The 15,101-nt window shown below is 69.3% G+C and carries 15 protein-coding genes; 8 read left to right on the plus strand and 7 right to left on the minus strand.

Annotated features, from left to right (window positions below; all coding sequences use genetic code 11):
• Positions 1-167 precede the first annotated feature (167 nt).
• Both CLT68_RS15495 and CLT68_RS15500 read left to right on the plus strand, forming a co-directional pair.
• Entirely contained in the window at positions 168-638 is a 471-nt protein-coding gene (locus tag CLT68_RS15495; RefSeq protein ID WP_486482189.1) for an SRPBCC family protein, read from the plus strand.
• A gap of 77 nt (positions 639-715) precedes the next feature.
• Positions 716-1,339 (plus strand): HIT family protein, encoded by a 624-nt coding sequence (locus CLT68_RS15500; protein ID WP_099851710.1) that lies wholly within the window; start codon positions 716-718, stop codon positions 1,337-1,339.
• Here the strand turns inward: CLT68_RS15500 and CLT68_RS15505 are convergent.
• The gene (locus tag CLT68_RS15505; RefSeq protein ID WP_099857206.1) at positions 1,336-2,154 is read right to left on the minus strand and encodes an MOSC domain-containing protein; all 819 of its coding nucleotides are present in this window, start codon (positions 2,152-2,154) and stop codon (positions 1,336-1,338) included. The genes CLT68_RS15500 and CLT68_RS15505 overlap by 4 nt on opposite strands.
• 54 nt (positions 2,155-2,208) lie before the next feature.
• Positions 2,209-3,063: a phosphotransferase gene (locus CLT68_RS15510; RefSeq protein WP_199177057.1), complete on the minus strand. Its 855-nt coding sequence runs from the start codon at positions 3,061-3,063 to the stop codon at positions 2,209-2,211.
• Between the two features lie 84 nt (positions 3,064-3,147).
• Here CLT68_RS15510 and CLT68_RS33165 point away from each other — a divergent pair, with 84 nt between their 5' ends.
• Together CLT68_RS33165 and CLT68_RS15515 are read left to right on the plus strand one after the other, a co-directional pair.
• On the plus strand, positions 3,148-3,294 hold the full coding sequence (locus tag CLT68_RS33165) for a hypothetical protein (RefSeq protein ID WP_172861983.1): 147 nt from the start codon (positions 3,148-3,150) through the stop codon (positions 3,292-3,294).
• A gap of 174 nt (positions 3,295-3,468) precedes the next feature.
• Positions 3,469-4,212: a VOC family protein gene (locus CLT68_RS15515; RefSeq protein ID WP_158240890.1), complete on the plus strand. Its 744-nt coding sequence runs from the start codon at positions 3,469-3,471 to the stop codon at positions 4,210-4,212.
• A gap of 56 nt (positions 4,213-4,268) precedes the next feature.
• On the opposite strand, the gene CLT68_RS15520 is transcribed toward CLT68_RS15515, so the two are convergent.
• On the minus strand, positions 4,269-4,880 hold the full coding sequence (locus CLT68_RS15520; RefSeq protein ID WP_099851716.1) for a class I SAM-dependent methyltransferase: 612 nt from the start codon (positions 4,878-4,880) through the stop codon (positions 4,269-4,271).
• Positions 4,881-4,976: 96 nt separating this feature from the next.
• Here CLT68_RS15520 and CLT68_RS15525 point away from each other — a divergent pair, with 96 nt between their 5' ends.
• Positions 4,977-5,204 carry a hypothetical protein gene (locus CLT68_RS15525; protein WP_099851718.1) on the plus strand — a complete coding sequence of 76 codons (228 nt, stop codon included), beginning with the start codon at positions 4,977-4,979 and terminating at the stop codon, positions 5,202-5,204.
• 138 nt (positions 5,205-5,342) lie between these two features.
• A complete protein-coding gene (locus CLT68_RS15530) occupies positions 5,343-6,356 on the plus strand; it encodes a LacI family DNA-binding transcriptional regulator (RefSeq protein ID WP_099851719.1) in 1,014 nt (337 codons plus the stop codon).
• A gap of 7 nt (positions 6,357-6,363) precedes the next feature.
• On the opposite strand, the gene CLT68_RS15535 is transcribed toward CLT68_RS15530, so the two are convergent.
• Genes CLT68_RS15535 through CLT68_RS15550 form a run of 4 tightly spaced genes read right to left on the minus strand, consistent with a single transcriptional unit; the run spans position 6,364 to position 11,158 of the window.
• Entirely contained in the window at positions 6,364-8,076 is a 1,713-nt protein-coding gene (locus tag CLT68_RS15535) for an MGH1-like glycoside hydrolase domain-containing protein (RefSeq protein ID WP_099851721.1), read from the minus strand.
• Positions 8,077-8,108: 32 nt separating this feature from the next.
• Complete coding sequence (locus CLT68_RS15540; RefSeq protein ID WP_099851723.1) at positions 8,109-8,933, minus strand: carbohydrate ABC transporter permease; 825 nt, start codon at positions 8,931-8,933, stop codon at positions 8,109-8,111.
• Entirely contained in the window at positions 8,930-9,892 is a 963-nt protein-coding gene (locus CLT68_RS15545; RefSeq protein WP_486482190.1) for a carbohydrate ABC transporter permease, read from the minus strand. The genes CLT68_RS15540 and CLT68_RS15545 overlap by 4 nt, the downstream gene beginning before the upstream one ends.
• 27 nt (positions 9,893-9,919) lie before the next feature.
• Complete coding sequence (locus tag CLT68_RS15550; RefSeq protein ID WP_099851726.1) at positions 9,920-11,158, minus strand: extracellular solute-binding protein; 1,239 nt, start codon at positions 11,156-11,158, stop codon at positions 9,920-9,922.
• Positions 11,159-11,455: 297 nt separating this feature from the next.
• Here CLT68_RS15550 and CLT68_RS15555 point away from each other — a divergent pair, with 297 nt between their 5' ends.
• Together CLT68_RS15555 and CLT68_RS15560 are read left to right on the plus strand one after the other, a co-directional pair.
• The gene (locus CLT68_RS15555) at positions 11,456-13,291 is read left to right on the plus strand and encodes an RICIN domain-containing protein (protein ID WP_099851728.1); all 1,836 of its coding nucleotides are present in this window, start codon (positions 11,456-11,458) and stop codon (positions 13,289-13,291) included.
• 192 nt (positions 13,292-13,483) lie between these two features.
• Positions 13,484-15,058 carry an arabinofuranosidase catalytic domain-containing protein gene (locus CLT68_RS15560; protein WP_199177058.1) on the plus strand — a complete coding sequence of 525 codons (1,575 nt, stop codon included), beginning with the start codon at positions 13,484-13,486 and terminating at the stop codon, positions 15,056-15,058.
• Positions 15,059-15,101: the final 43 nt, after the last annotated feature.

Raw genomic sequence — 15,101 nt, forward strand, 5'->3', positions numbered from 1 at the left:
CCCTCGCGGAAATTCCACGCACTGCCGATCCACACCCCTGGCGTTCACATCGTCGCAGACGGTTCCGATCCTTAAGGCCGGTTTGCGCCAGGTGTGCGCTCGTGCCGCCGACCGGGCGTCACGAGCGGCCGGGGGAAACGCTCACCACGTTGCTCTAAGCTGCCGACGTGCCGGCGCTGATCGAGATCGTGTCCGTCATCGACGCTGTCCCGGACGTGGTGTTCGACCTGGAACTCGATGTGGACGTGCACGCCGCGTCCCTGCGCGGCAGCCAGGAGACGGCCACCACCAGCACCGGACGTCGTCTCCTCACGCTCGGGGACGAGGTCACCTTCCACGCTCGCCATCTGGGCCTGCGCTGGCGCATGACCAGCCGGATCACCGTCTATGAACGGCCCCACCGCTTCGTCGACGAGCAGACACGGGGTCCTTTCAGCGCCTTCCGTCATGAGCACCACTTCCAGGGCCTCGACGGCGGTGGAACGCGGATGACCGACCGCGTGACGATGAGTGCGCCCTGGGGGCCGCTGGGAGCGGTGGCCGCCCGGGTGCTGGTCGCGCCGTATCTGCGACGCCTGCTGAGGCAGCGGGCAGCGCACATCAGGTCCTTGGCGGAAGCCCACGACCGTCGGGCGTGACGACGCCGGGTCGCGTGTCGTGACCGTCTTCAGAGCCTGTCGATCACGCGGATTCCTCCCGGGCTAGTCTTCGCCGCATGGCTTTGCGACCGGACGAGTTCTACGACCACGCAATCGCCGCCGCGGACAGCGAGCGTCGGCTTCCGTTGGCACGGATGACGGGCTGGGAGATCAGTCCCTTCGAACCGGACGGGTTGCGCGTAACGCCCCTGCGCCCGCCGGTGCTCCCGGAGCCCGCGCGCCACGGTGAGGATCCGTCGGACTGTGACGCGTGCCGCGACCGGGACAAGGGCATCTGGTGGAACGACCACTGGCGACTGGTCCGGATCTCCGGCGTGGGCGTCCCGCTCGTACTCATGCTGCATCCGCGTGACCACTACGACATGGCGGACCTGCCGGACGAGCTGGCCGCCGAACTGGGGCTGTTGGGCACCCGCATCGTTCGCCACATGCAGGCGCTGCCGCACATCTCGCGGGCTCACCTGTATCGCATCGGCGATGGTGGCGCCCACCTGCACATCTGGTTCTTCGCCCGGCCCGAAGGGCAGGCCCAGTTCTTCGGGTCGTGGCTGCCCGTCTGGGACGACCTGCTGCCGGAGTATCCGGCCGACGTCGCAGAGGCCGACGCTGAGATCGTGGCGGAGGCGCTGCTCGCGTCCCACGGAGGCCACCGGCCGTCCACGGATCGAACGGGGTCCTAGCGGACGCGCTGCCCCAGGCGGAGCCGGCCTGGTTGGACGACATCGGCGTACGTCCCGAAGCAGGCCGCGTGCCCGAGCCCGGCGACCGGGACGCGGTAGTGCCGAGCCAGGGCGCTCAGCACCGAGCGGTCCGCCGGCAGGTCGGCCTGGGACAGGGCGGGAATGACGCACCTCGGGGTGGGCAGGGTAACCCGGAGCACGACGTCGCCCAGACGTAGCTCCTGCCCCGGTTCCGGGTCACCGGGTGCGTCGATGACCAGGTTCGGTCGAAAGCGCGCCGCGGCCACGCTGGCGCCTCCGATGCGCTGGCCCAGCAGATCCAGCGCACCGGTGGTCACGATGTGGACGGCGCCGAAATCGACGAACCGGCCGACCCGTTCGGTGCCCGCGATCGTCGTGATGGTTTCCTGGCCGGGCCGGGTGCCGCTCATCCAGTCCGGCACCATGCCGACCTCGTCGGGCAAAGTCCGGTGCAGCCGCGCGTCAGGCGGCAGCTCCCGGCTCAGCCGCACCGGGCGGCCCAGGTGCCTGCTCAGTGCGGCATCTGCCGCCGCGCTGCCGGCTCGCAGCGAGGTGCCGTCGACGTCCAGCGTCACCGTCGTCTCCGCGCCGTCGACGTGTGTCGTGGCGGCGACACCGCACAGGCGACCCCATCGTCGTGGATGTTTGGCGCTGCCCACCGTCCCGTCCAGGCGATCGATGCAGGCCCACGCCCGATCGCCGCGCAGACCGGTCGGCTCGACCTCGACCGCCGTGAGTGCTTCGCCTTGAGCGCTCTTGAGCGGGTAGCGCCGGAGCATGACAACCGAACTCATGACGACCATGCTGCCCGATCACCGCTGGTAGGGCAGGGACAGCACGGGTTGTCGTCATGCCCGGGAGGACGAGAGCGCTTCCGCGATCATTCGGTGGCCCTGCGCTTCGAATGGTTCGTCGCCCACGCGGTGGGCCCAGACGGCCGTGCCTATCGCCGCGCGCACCCGGTCACGGTGCCACGCACCCGCATCGCGCGGATCGGGCCCGTACCCGTCGAGGAACGCCGTTTCGAGGTTCGGGTTGCGGTTGAAGTCCTGAACGGCGAGCCGGGCGAAATCCGTGGACGCGGGACGCATTGCCGCACGGCCGAAGTCGATGACGCCCACGACGTCGTGGTGGACGATCCAGTTTCGGGGCTGCCAGTCCCCATGGGTGGGCACCAGGGTCGCGGGTGGTGTCGCCCAGGTCCCGATCTCGGCTCGTAGGCGCTCCGCGGTGGCCGCGGCGATCCGGTGTGGTTGGCGGAGCCACGCCAGTGACTTCTCGTTCTCGCGCCTCTCGTAGTCGTCGTCCACGACGACACTCTGCGCGTGCAGCAGGGCCAGCAACTCGCCCGCCTGCCGATACAGGGCGGGGTCGTCGGCGTGCGCGCTGCCCAGCACCAGCTCACCGGGCAGGTACCGGGTGACGAGGATCTTCGCGTCCGCGCTGCCGTGCACCAGGGCAGGCGCGCGTCCCCGGCTGGTCCAGGGGTGCAACCAGTTGAGGTGGGCATGGAGTTCTCGTTGGATGTGGTGGTCGTCAGCGCCGGCGGCTTTGACGATGAATCGTGACCCGGCGTGGGTCATCTCGACGACGGTGGTCGTCGTCAGGCCCCAACTGTGGTCTCTCTCGACTGTCGCGTTCGGCAGCCACCGGTCCACCAACGCCCGCTGCTGGGCGGAGAGGTTCCCGAGCGCAGAGGTCACGGCCGAAATGATACGACTGAGCGCGGTGGCCTTCCGGGGGTTACAGTCAGCCGCCATCAATCCCCATTGATCGAGGAGCGCCCCATGTCGATCCAGGCATTTCTTTACATCGTCGCCGTCATTCTCATCGTGCTCGCCGCCCTGCCGCTGCCCACCCGGGGCGTTTCGCTCGCGCTTCTGGGTGCGGCGTGCGCCCTGCTCGCCTACGCCTGGCCGGTGATCACCAACTGACGTGAGGGGCGGGTCGTCGTCGCGGCCGGTGGCCGGCAGTCACAAACTGCCGCCTGCCCGCCGTGTGCGGTCGCGGCGCGGTGCTGCGCGACGGAGAGCAAGCCCTCCTCCGGTACGCGCACCAGGACGTTAATGCCTTTGTCGCCCTGCCGGGGCGGTGTCTAGGGTCTGGTGATGCTTTCGCGACTGCTGGCAGTGACCGTCGAGGCGGACGACCCGGCTCGTGCGGCCCAGTTCTGGTCCGCTCTGCTCGGCCGGGAGGTCTTCGAGGACGCCCTCGGTGGGCTCCTGCCGGGCGAGGACGCCCAGCTTGCTCTTCGGTTTGTTCCGGGCCGCGCTGGTCAGCTCGGCGCGGACCGCATGCACCTGCACCTGACCAGCGCTGATCTCGACGAGCAGCAGCACACGGTGGCGACGGTGTTGAAGCTGGGTGGCCGCCACCTCGACGTTGGGCAACGACCCGAGGAGAGGCACGTCGTCCTGGCCGACCCGGCGGGCTACGCGTTCTGCGTGATCGAGCCGGGCAACGCCTACCTCGCCGGATGCGGCTTCCTCGGTGAGCTCACCTGCGACGGCACCCGGGACGTCGGCCTGTTCTGGAGCAACGTGCTGGGCTGGCCGCTGGTGTGGGACCAGGACGAGGAGACCGCGATCCAGTCACCACGCGGCGGCACCAAGATTGCATGGGCGGGCTCGCCGGTGGCCCCGAGAACCGAGCCGAACCGGCAGCGCTTCGAACTGATCCCGGCCGCTGGCGACCAGCAGGCGACGGTCGACGAGCTGGTCTCGCTAGGCGCCACCCGACTCGATGTCGCTCAGGACGGCGCAGTCGTGCTGGCAGACCCGGACGGCAACGAGTTCTGCGTCAGGCCGGCGTACCACAGCTCCGCCGCATCGCCTGCTGCGGCACCTCAATGAGATGGCGTGACGCAGGGGCCTCCCCGCCCTTGCACGGCTGAGCACGAAGGGGACCTTCACACCGCGATCGCCGCGATCGCCGCGATGGCGGCATGCGGTCGCTGGTCGCCTTCTCTCGGTCGCTCCAGGCGCTCGACCTCCTTGAAGCCGGCCCGGTTGAGTCGCTCGGAGATCTCGTCCAGGGGCCAGCGGTAGGCGGTGATCACCTTGTGGTCGAAGGCGCCGACCTCGTCGGCGACGAACACGCCCAGCACCACCGTCCCGGCCGGCGCGATCGCTCGCCGGAACTCGTTGAGGACGCCGTCCAGCTCCTGCGGTGGCAGATGGATCGTCGAGTACCACGCGAGGATGCCGTCGAGGGAGCCGCTGGCGACGTCGAGGTTCTCCAGCGACCCGAGCTGGAACTCGACGTCCGGGTGGGCGGCCCGCGCGTGGGCGAGGAACTCGGGCACCAGGTCGATCCCCGCCGCGTCGACGCCCAGCGAACGCAGGTAACCGGTGAGATGGCCGGGGCCACACCCCAGATCGAGCACCCGGCCCGCCTGAGTCCCCAGATGCCGGCCGATGAACGAGAGGTCGGCCGGATTCACCTGCTCGCGGCTGCCGAACAACCCGATGTACAGCTCCGAGACGGACGCGTATGCCTGCCGGACCTTGTCTGTGTCCACCCGGGCACTATACGGCCCACCGGAGTGGGTGGGTCCGCCCTCGGCGTTGGCTGCCCGCGCCGTTTGTCGGACCGGCACGCCGGGCACAGAAATACCATGACGAATGAACGGGTCAAGTCTGTCGGCGGCTACTTCATGCGATTTCTCGGCGGAATGGCGGTCATCATCGGCATTCTGGCGGTCTTCTCCAGTCTGTCCCAGGGCAATCTCGTCGGAATCGTCCTCGGCGTCGTCTTCGTTGCCGGTGGGGCGTACATGCTCAAGCGCTCAGGCGGGGCCAGTCAGGCCCGCGGTGCGGCACCGACGTCAGGCAGCACCCGCTGAGGCTCGAACGGGTCGTCGGTCGTGCCGGCTCCGCAGACCTCGCAGAGCCGGCACGGTTGTCGAGCGTCGGGTGGATATGCTCGTCAGCGCAGCCTGGTGCGTCCCGTGTCGGGGCAAGATTCGATTCGAGGGCGGTCTATGAACATCGGGGAGATCGCTCGCCGGGCCGGGGTTTCCCGCAGCACCGTGTCCTACGTGCTGAGCGGAAAACGGACGGTGTCGGAGGCGACCCGGCACCGGATCCAGGCGGTCATCGACGAGCTGGACTATCGGCCGAACGCCAGCGCCCGCGCGTTGAAGGAGGGCCGCACCCGCACCCTCGGTCTGGTGATCCCTCCGGCGAGCCAACGGTTGACCGACATGCAGTTGGGCTTCGTCGCCAGCGTCGTCGAGGCGGCCGCTCGCCACGACCTCGATGTGCTGCTGTCGCCGTCCGGTGGCGACCATGACCGGTCGTTCGAGCGGATCGTCACCGGGCGTCGGGTCGACGGCGTGGTGCTCATGGAGATCCGCCTGGAGGACGAGCGGGTGACTCGGCTGACGAAGGCCGGCCTGCCGTTCGTCACGATCGGGCGGACGGCCGAACCACACGGCATGAGCTGGATCGACATCGACTACGCCGGGTTGATCGCCCGGTGCGTGCACCACCTGGCCGATCTGGGGCACCGGCAGGTGGCCCTCGTGAACCGCTCCGCCGAGCTGGTCGCCGCGGGTTACGGCCCCAGCCATCGGGCGCTGGCCGGGTTCCGGGCGGCTGCCGAGGAGCGGGGCCTGACCGGTGTGGAGGTCTGCTGCGGCGACGACACGGCCTCCGGTGAGGCGTGCGTCGAGCAGCTGCTCGTGACGCACCCGGACGTCACGGCGGTGGCCACCATCAACGAGGCAGCGCTGCCCGGAATGCAGCGCGCGTTGACCGGCGCCGGGTTGTCCGTGCCCGGCGACTTCTCCGTCACCGGCGTCGCGGCCCAGCACTGGGCGGAGGATTTCCGCCCACCGTTGACCGCTGCCGACGTGCCGATGGTCGAGATGGGCGCCGAGGCGGTGTCGCTGCTTCTGGAGAACATCGCCGAGCGCGGGGCCGTGCCACGACACCATCTCTACAGCCCGCCCATCTCGTTGCGCTCCAGCACCGGCCCGGTCCGGGCCCGCTGAGCCGGCCCTAGCCTCCGGCTGCCCGCCGTTGCTCCTGCGCGGCGGCGAGGATGAGATAGCTGCTGGCGGTCCAGGTGTAGGCGCGGTCGCGCAGCCCGGCCCCGGTCTCGGCGTCGAAGTTCTCCGCGAACCCGGACTTCTCACACAGGGCGAGGAATCGTCGACTGATGTCGTCGGCCATCCGGCTCTTGCCGGCCCGCCGCAGACCGTCCTCGATCAGAACCGTGGAGGGCGCCCAGATCGGCCCGCGCCAGTAGCCGTCGGCGACGTAGTGAGCCGAATCCGTCGGTTCGGTGGCCAGCCCGTGGGTGGTCAGATGGGTTTCGACGCCCCGCGCCAGCGCTGCCGCGACCGGTGCCGGCAGGTCGGCCCCGAGCGCGATGGGCATCAGGTCGAGCAGGCTGCGGCTGGCCCTCCGTCGCCCGGTGCGGGGGCTGCGGGCGGTGAAGAGTTGGCCGTCCCACAGTTCCCGCAGCAGGGCCGCGCAGATCCGGTCGGCCTCCCGGGACCACGACTCGGCCGGCTCGCCCAGCTCGGTGGCGAGGTCCGCGAGGCAGCGGAGCTGCGAGACCAGGAACGCGGCGAGGTCTGCCGTCTGGAGGACCCGGTCGGCGTCGAAGGTGGTCGCGTTGTCCCAGCCGCTGTCATTGCCGTGCTGGTAGTGGGGCAGGTCCTGGCCGGGAGCTCGACGGGCGTCGAGCCAGAACCGGGTCCAGCGGGCAAGCCGCTCGTACGTCTGCGCCAGCGCCGCCCGATCCGGTGGCTGGGGAAGCCGTCGGCGCAGGTGTCGCAGGGCCCAGCCGTGGATGGGGGGCTTGACGTAGTTGTGCAGGACCTCGGAGTGGGTGACCGAGTCGGGCAACGCACCGGCCTCGTCCTGGTGGTCGAAGGGCAGATGGAACTGGTGCCAGGCCAGCTCCGGCTCACCCGCGGCCAGGGCGATCGCGTTGAAGCAGTGATCCCAGCTCCAGACCTTGTCCATCCAGTGCTTGGACATCAGGACCGCCGGTCGGGTGACGAAGCCCGCCGGGGCGACGGTGGCCGACCACAGGACGTACGCGGCCAGCTCGGCGGCCGGGGTTTCCGTGCCGCGCCACGGCGCGATCGCGTCGACGAACGCGGTGAACTCCGCGGTCCGGTCCCGGCACAACTGCTCGAAGGTGACCGATCCGGCGTACGGGCGGCGGGCGGTGGCGTACTCCTCGACCGCGATCTCCCAGGGCTGGTCGCCCGGCAGGTCCAGTGAGCGGTCGGCGGTGCCGAGCGCCTCCGCGCCGTCGGTCCGCGTGAGAGTGCCCGAGAGCACCGTGACCCGGTAGCGGCGACCCGTCTCGTACGAGGTGAACACGTGTGACCCGTCGAGCGGGTCCAGGTACAGGTAGGTGCCGCTGAACGGTGTGAGGGTGCGCGCGGCGGCGGCCACCCGCAGACCGAGCCCTCGGCCCCGGACCCGCAGGGTGTCCGGTCCGTCGTAGACGGCCTCGATCCGACCGGTGCCGACACGCCAGGTCAGCAGCGCGGGTGTGGCGACGACAGTGGTGCCGGCGACCGCGGGGGACAGGCGCAGCACCGGATGCATCCCGGTCTGGTGGGAGACCAGGTGCAGGTCCTCGGCGTACGTCTTCTCGGCTACCACCGGGGAGATGTTGAACCAGGAACCGCGGTAGCTGAACGGGATGTCCTGGATTGCGAACTCCGGACCGGACGGGGCGACGGTCATGGGTGGCGGGTGCCTTTCTGTGGTGCGGGTGGTCAGTCCTTGACGGCGCCGGCGGTCACGCCCATCGAGACGTACCGCTGGGCCAGGATCAGCAGCGCGGCGGCCGGGATGGAGGCGACGACGGCGGTGGCCATGATGGCGTTCCACTGCTGGTTGTTGTTGCCGATGTAGTGGTAGATGCCGAGGGTGATCGGCTGGTGGTCGCCGCCGCCGGCGAGGGTGGAGGCGAAGATGAAGTCCGACCAGGACCACAGGAACGCGAACAGCGACACCGTGACGATCGAGTTGCGGCTCACCGGCAGCACGACCGACCAGAAGGTCCGCAGCCGGCCAGCGCCGTCGACCACGGCCGCCTGGAGCAGCTCGTCGGGAATTCCGGACATGAAGGCCGTGAAGATCAGTACGCCGAACGGCACCGCGAGTGTCGTGTCGGCCAGGATCAGGCCGGGCAGCGTGTTGAGGATGCCGAGGGTGAGATAGATGGCGTAGAAGCCCATCGCCATGATGATCCCCGGGATCATCTGCGCGATCAGCAGCACGAAGCTCAGCGCCGGGCCGCCGGGCGGTCGGAGCTTCGCCAGCGCGTACCCGGCGGGAGCGGCCAGCGCCACGGTCAGCACCACGGTGCCGAGGCCGACCAGGAAGCTGGTCCCGAGGTACGGCAGTTGCTGGTCGAGCACCGCCCGGTAGCCGTCCAACGTGCCGTTGGTCGGGATCAGGTGCGGGGGACTGGCCCGCATGTCCCGGTCCCGGGTGAACGACACGTTGATCATCCAGTAGACGGGGAAGAGCATCAGCCCGGTCAGCACCAGACCGACACCGGTCTTCCACCAGGTCCGAGGCGTTGATGTGGTCATCGTAGGTGCTGCCTTCGCTCGATCCGGATGTAGACGAGCCCGGCGATCAGGGCCATCACGATGAGCAGGTTGCCGACGGCCGCGCCCGGGCCGAACTCGGGCAGGAGGTTGCCGAAGCCGAGGCGGTACGACCAGGTGGCGAGCGTGGCCGAGGAGCCGGTCGGGCCGCCTCTGGTCATGATCCAGACGATGTCGAAGACCTTCAGTGTGTAGATCAACCCCAGCAGCAGCGTGATCGCGGAGACGGGGCGCAGCAACGGGAAGGTGATCGACCAGAACCGCTGCCACCCCGTCGCGCCGTCCAGCGCCGACGCCTCGTACATCTCGGTGGGGATCGCTTGTAGGCCGCTGTAGAGCACCACCAGGTTGAACGGGATGCCGATCCAGATGTTCGCGATGATCACCGAGGTGAGTGACCAGCCCGGCGAGGTGAGCCAGTTGACCGGGTCGATGCCGACGACACCGAGCGCGGCGTTGACCAGCCCCGAGTCGCTGTTGAGCAGCCACGACCAGGTCGACGCCGACACGATCAGTGGCAGCAGCCACGGTACGAGGATCAGCGCCCGCAGCGTGCGCGACAGCGGGAAGTGCTGGTGGAAGAAGAGGGCCAGGGCCATGCCGATGGTGAACTGGAAGGCGAGCGACGCGGCGGTGAAGACCACTGTGTGCGTCAGCGTCGGCCCGAAGGCCGGGTCGGTCAGCACGGTCCGGTAGTTGTCCAGGCCGGCGAAGGGCGCACCGCCCTGCACGAACGAGCGGACGGTGTACTCGCGCAGGCTCAGCTCGACGTTGCGGTAGAGCGGGTAGGCGTAGAAGGCCAACAGGTAGACGGTGACGGGTGCCAGGAAGCCCCATGCCGGCCATCGGCTGCGCCGGCGGGCACGGGACGGGGGAGGCCCGGGTGGGGCGGCCTTCGCCGCCCCACCCTGGTCTCGTGCGGTGGTGGAGCTCTGTGTCATCGGGGGCATGGTGTCGGTTCGGCGTGCTTACCTGGTCGTGGCGGCGGCCTGCGCGGCGGACAGCGCCTCGCGCGGCGACTTCCCGCCGCTGAGCGCCGCCTGCACCGCGGTCCACAGCGATTCGGAGATCTTCGGATACTTCGTGCCGAGGTTGTCGCCGGTGCGGCCCTTGGCCGCTCGGACCGCCTCGACCCACACCTTGAGCTTGGGGTCCGCGGTGGCCTGTCGATCCTGGACGGCGGCGACGGGCGCGACGTAGGAGAGCGTGGTGTCGGTGGTGAGGAGGTTGTCGGCGTTGGTCAGGCAGGCGACGAGCTTCTGCGACGTGTCGTACCGACCGGTGTTCTTCTGCACCGGGATGGAGACGAACTCACCGCCGGTGGGCGCGGGGGCCGGGCCACCCGCGCTGGCCGGGATCGCGATGGTGCCGTACGAGAAGCCGAGCTTCTCCGCGTTGGCCAGCTGCCAGGTGCCGTTCTCGGCGAACGCGTAGTCGCCGGTGGCGAACTCCTGCCAACTCGTGGTCTGGGTGTTGTTGATGACGGAGTTGGGGGCGTGGCCCTGCTTGAGCCAGTCCGTCCAGAGCGTCAGCGCGGACACCGCCTGCGGCGAGTCCAGAGTGGTCAGTTGGGCTCCCGAACCCCAGAACCAGGGCAGGAACTGGAAGCTGCCCTCCTCGGTGCCGATGGCCGAGAATGTGATGCCCTTCTTTCCCTTGGCCTTGACCGTGGTCAGCGCCGCGGTCAGGGACGCCCAGTCCTTGATCGTGGCCGGGTCGACGCCGGCGGCGGTCAGCAGATCCTTGTTGTAGTAGAGGGCAAGTGTGTTCGCCCCGATCGGCACTCCGTACGTCCTGCCCTCGCTCTGGCCGGCGCCGAGCAGGTTCTTCTCCATGGCCGAGACGTCCAGCTTGTTGTCGTCGGTGGTGGTGAGGGCGCCGGCCTCGGCCAGCGTCGAGATCACCGGGTTGTCCACGATCAGCACGTCCGGCGAGTTGCCCTGCTGGGCGGCGAGCAGCGCCTTGTTGGTCAGGTCGGTGGTGTCGTAGCCGGTCCGCTCGACCGTCGCCCCGGCGGAGGTGCCGCACTTCTTGAGCAGCGCGACCCAGTCGGAGTCCTCGGCGAACTGCGGGTACGGGTCCCAGACGACGTAGGCGCCGCCTTCGGCGGGGTCGTCGGTGGACGACGAGCAGGCGCTGCCCGCCGCTGCGGCGAGCGCCATCACGACAACGGCGGCCAGGCGCCGCCGACGACTGAGTCCTGTCATGTGTTGCCTCACTTCAAGTCGATCGTCAGGTGGGGTGTGCGGGTGACCGTCGCGGGCCGGACCCAGTCCGACCATGAGGCGAACCGATTCGCCGAATCGGTTCGCCCGAAGATAGGTCTGTCCACACCTGCGGGTCAAGGGATCGGCCAGTCCATCGGCGGCCTGGGCGGAAACGCCAGCTTCATCGGGTCTTCACTTCATTGACACAGATCAGTCCCCGGTCCTAGGATCCGTGCGAATCGATTCGCAAGTGCTGCCTCCGGAGAGCGTCCCCCGCGCCCCACCAAGGAGCCGCCCGTGAAAACCCCGTCCCGCGGCAGGTCAGACCGAGCCCGTGCGCTCGTCGCCCGACTCGTGGTCGGCCTGCTCGCCGCCGCTGCCGCCGTAACCGTCGTCCCGTCCCCGGCCCAGGCAGCGAATGAGTCGATCAGCGTCGACTTTTCCACGACCAGCGGCACGCCGACCTACCGTGCGTCCGGCTGGATCTACGGCATGACCGAGAACGCCAGCGGCCCGGCCGACCACTTCTACCGAGACGTCAAGTTCCAGTACATGCGCGCCGGTGGCGCGCAGCTTCCCGGCAGCGGCTGGGTCGGTGGCACCTACGACCGGCGGTGGAACTCCACAGTCGCCCAGGCTCGTCGGACCACGGCCCTCGGTGGGAAGTTCATCATCCTGCCGCACGACCTCTGGGGTGCCGACGGTGCCGGCATCTCCCGCTTCCCCGGCGACAACGGCAACTGGACCGACTACGACAACTTCCTGACCCGACTCATCAGCGACGTCCGGGCGTCCGGGCTGTCCGTGCAGTGGGACATCTGGAACGAACCCAACATCACCATCTTCTGGAACCGCCCGATCTCGCAGTACCTCGAACTGTGGCGCCGTACCTACCAGCGCATCCGAGCGGAGTTGCCCAGCCAGCTCATCGTCGGGCCGAGCTGCGCCTGCGTGCCGTCGACGACGCACACCTTCTGGAACCAGTACCTGGACTTCGTCCGCTCGACCAACACCGTGCCGGACATCATCAGCTGGCACTCGCTGCCGGGTGACCCGGTCGCCAACGTCGCCGCCGCCAACGCCACCCTCGACCCGCGCGGCATCGCCCACCCGCGGCCATACCAGATCAACGAGTACGGCGCCCCCGACGAGCAGAACCCGGCCGACGGCGCCTGGTACATCGCGCGCCTGGAGCGGGCCCGGGCGGACGGCCTCCGGGCGAACTGGGCCAGCGGCGGCAGCCTGCACAACGACCTCGGCAACCTGCTGATCCGCAACTCGGCCGGTCAGCACCAGCCCAGGGGCGAGTGGTGGGCCTATCGCTACTACGCCTCCCAGGCCGGGCAGATCGTCGCGGTGACCCCCAGTCAGTCCTACGACGCGTACGCCACCAGGGCTACCGGCGCGGCGAAGGTGCTGGTCGGTGGTGGTCGTACCACCGGGAACCTGACCGTCAACCTGCAACGCCTGGACACCACCAGCGGCATCGTGCAGAACAACCAGGTCCGGGTCCTCACCCAGCGCATTCCCAGCAACGGCGGCGGCGCCGTGCAGGGGCCGGTCACCGTCTCGAACAGCGTGGTCGGCGTCTCCAACAACAACGTCACAGTGACAGTGCCGTACGCCAACCAGACCGACACCTACACGGTCACCCTGCTACCGCCGTCGGACGGCGGCTTCCAGTCGGTGGCGGTGGCCCAGCACTCGCAGCAGTGCCTGGACAACCCCAACCTGAGCACCGCCGACGGCACGGTCCAGCAGCAGTTCTACTGCGAGGGCGGCGATCAGCAGCTCTGGAACTTCCGCCCGGTCGCCGGGGTGGCCAACACCTACACGGTGGTCAACCAGCAGAGCGGCAAGTGCCTCGACGTCAGTGGCGTGTCCACCGCCGACGGCGCGGCCGTGCACCAGTGGACCTGCCTGAACGGCGCCAATCAGCAGTTCACCCTGCGCAAGGTGACCTACTCGGGCAACGACTCGCACGACTACCAACTCGTCGCCCGGCACAGCGGCAAGTGCGTCGACGTCAGCACGGTTTCCACGGCGGCGCGGGCGCCGGTCCACCAGTGGACCTGCATCGGAGCCGGCCAGGGCAACCCGCTGAACCAGACGTGGCGGGTCCTGGGCCGGTAGGCGTCTCGGGGGAGGTGAGGCGCTGGCTGTCCGCCCACCGGCCAGCGCCTCACCAGAGACACACATTTATTGACATGAATTAACAAAGGTCATACGATTCGCTGCGAATCGATTCGCCATCACCGCCGCCGTGACCACCGTCCTGGCGCGTCGACAATCCCCCGCGCCCTCACGACTCCGAGGAGCAACCTCGTGCGAACCCCGTCCCCCGGTGGGCCAGGAAAAGCCCCCGAACTCATCCCGAGGCGCCATCGCGCCCGACGCCTGACCGCCCTGGCCGGCGCGCTGGTCGGCGTTCTCGTCGGCATCGGCGCCGCGCCCGGCGCCCCCTCGACGACCGCCGAGGCGGCCGCTGCGGCACCGCTGGCGGCAGCCATCGAGCCGGGGCAGAGCACCCCGATCATCGGTACGGCGTCCGGCCGCTGCCTCGAAGTGCCCAACTCCAGCACCACCAACGGCACCCAGACGCAACTGTGGGACTGCAACGGCGCCGCCGGCCAGACCTGGACCTGGACGTCGACCAGGCAACTCCAGGTGTACGGCAACAAGTGCCTGGACGCCTCCGGCCGAGGCACCACCAACGGCACCCAGGCGATCATCTGGGACTGCAACGGCCAGAACAACCAGCAGTGGAACGTCAACAGCGACGGCACCATCACCGGCGTGCAGTCCGGGCTCTGCCTCGACGCCAACGGCGCCGCCACCGCCAACGGCACCAGAATCATCCTCTGGGCCTGCAACGGCGGCACCAACCAGCAGTGGGCCTCGCCGACGACCCCGCCTCCGACCAACCCGCCGACCGGTTCGCGCCCGTGCGACATCTACGCCTCCGGCGGCACCCCGTGCATCGCGGCGCACAGCACGACGCGGGCGCTCTACGAGGCGTACGCCGGCAGCCTCTACCAGGTCCGGCGTTCGTCGGACAACACGACCCGCAACATCGGGCTCACGGGTACGGGTGGCACCGCCAACGCGGCGACGCAGGACTCGTTCTGCTCCGGCACGACCTGCGTGATCACTGTCGTCTTCGACCAGTCCGGGCGCGGCAACGACCTCTGGTACCAGGGGTCGAGCGTGGTTCCGGGGTCACCGCAGAGCAGGCCGGCGACCGCGACGTCGGAGTCCCTGACGGTGGGCGGAGCCAAGGCGTACTCGCTCTACATCAACCCCGGCAACAGCTACTGGCGCGACGGCCACCTGACCGGGGTGCCCACCGGCGCGGCTCCCGAGGGCATGTACATGGTGACCAGCGGCACGCACGTCAACAGCGGCTGCTGTTTCGACTACGGCAACAGCGAGACGACGAGGAAGGCCGACGCCGCCGGGGCGATGGACGCCATCAACTTCGGTACGCAGTGCTGGTTCGGCGGCTGCTCGGGCAGTGGCCCCTGGGTGCAGGCCGACCTGGAGTGGGGTCTGTTCCCCGGCGGAAGCAGCTCCTGGAACCCGAACCAGCGCGCCTTCACCAGCAAGTTCGTTACCGCGACACTCAAGAACAACGGCGTGAGCCGCTTTGCCATCAAGGGTAGCAACGCCCAGTCCGGCAGCCTCTACACGCTCTGGGACGGCTCGCTCCCGCCGGGATACAGCCCGATGAAGAAGCAGGGCGCGATCATCCTGGGCAGTGGGGGTGACTGCTGCAAGCCCGACGGCGGCGCGAACCTGAGCGCCGGCACCTTCTACGAGGGGGCCATGGTCGCCGGTTATCCGTCCGACGCCACCGAGAACGCCGTGCAGGCCAACGTGGTGACCGCCGGTTACCGCTGACCATGCCGGAACGACCCGTGCGCCGGTCACCACCGAAGTGGTG

The sequence above is a fragment of the Micromonospora sp. CNZ299 genome, assembly GCF_002754415.1.

Coding starts and splice junctions, on each gene's coding strand:
- CLT68_RS15500 (WP_099851710.1), top strand. CDS start 716: ATGGCTTTGCGACCGGACGAGTTCTACGACCACGCAATCGCCGCCGCG.
- CLT68_RS15505 (WP_099857206.1), bottom strand. CDS start 2,154: ATGAGTTCGGTTGTCATGCTCCGGCGCTACCCGCTCAAGAGCGCTCAA.
- CLT68_RS33165 (WP_172861983.1), top strand. CDS start 3,148: ATGTCGATCCAGGCATTTCTTTACATCGTCGCCGTCATTCTCATCGTG.
- CLT68_RS15515 (WP_158240890.1), top strand. CDS start 3,469: ATGCTTTCGCGACTGCTGGCAGTGACCGTCGAGGCGGACGACCCGGCT.
- CLT68_RS15525 (WP_099851718.1), top strand. CDS start 4,977: ATGACGAATGAACGGGTCAAGTCTGTCGGCGGCTACTTCATGCGATTT.
- CLT68_RS15530 (WP_099851719.1), top strand. CDS start 5,343: ATGAACATCGGGGAGATCGCTCGCCGGGCCGGGGTTTCCCGCAGCACC.
- CLT68_RS15535 (WP_099851721.1), bottom strand. CDS start 8,076: ATGACCGTCGCCCCGTCCGGTCCGGAGTTCGCAATCCAGGACATCCCG.
- CLT68_RS15540 (WP_099851723.1), bottom strand. CDS start 8,933: ATGACCACATCAACGCCTCGGACCTGGTGGAAGACCGGTGTCGGTCTG.
- CLT68_RS15545 (WP_486482190.1), bottom strand. CDS start 9,892: ATGACACAGAGCTCCACCACCGCACGAGACCAGGGTGGGGCGGCGAAG.
- CLT68_RS15550 (WP_099851726.1), bottom strand. CDS start 11,158: ATGACAGGACTCAGTCGTCGGCGGCGCCTGGCCGCCGTTGTCGTGATG.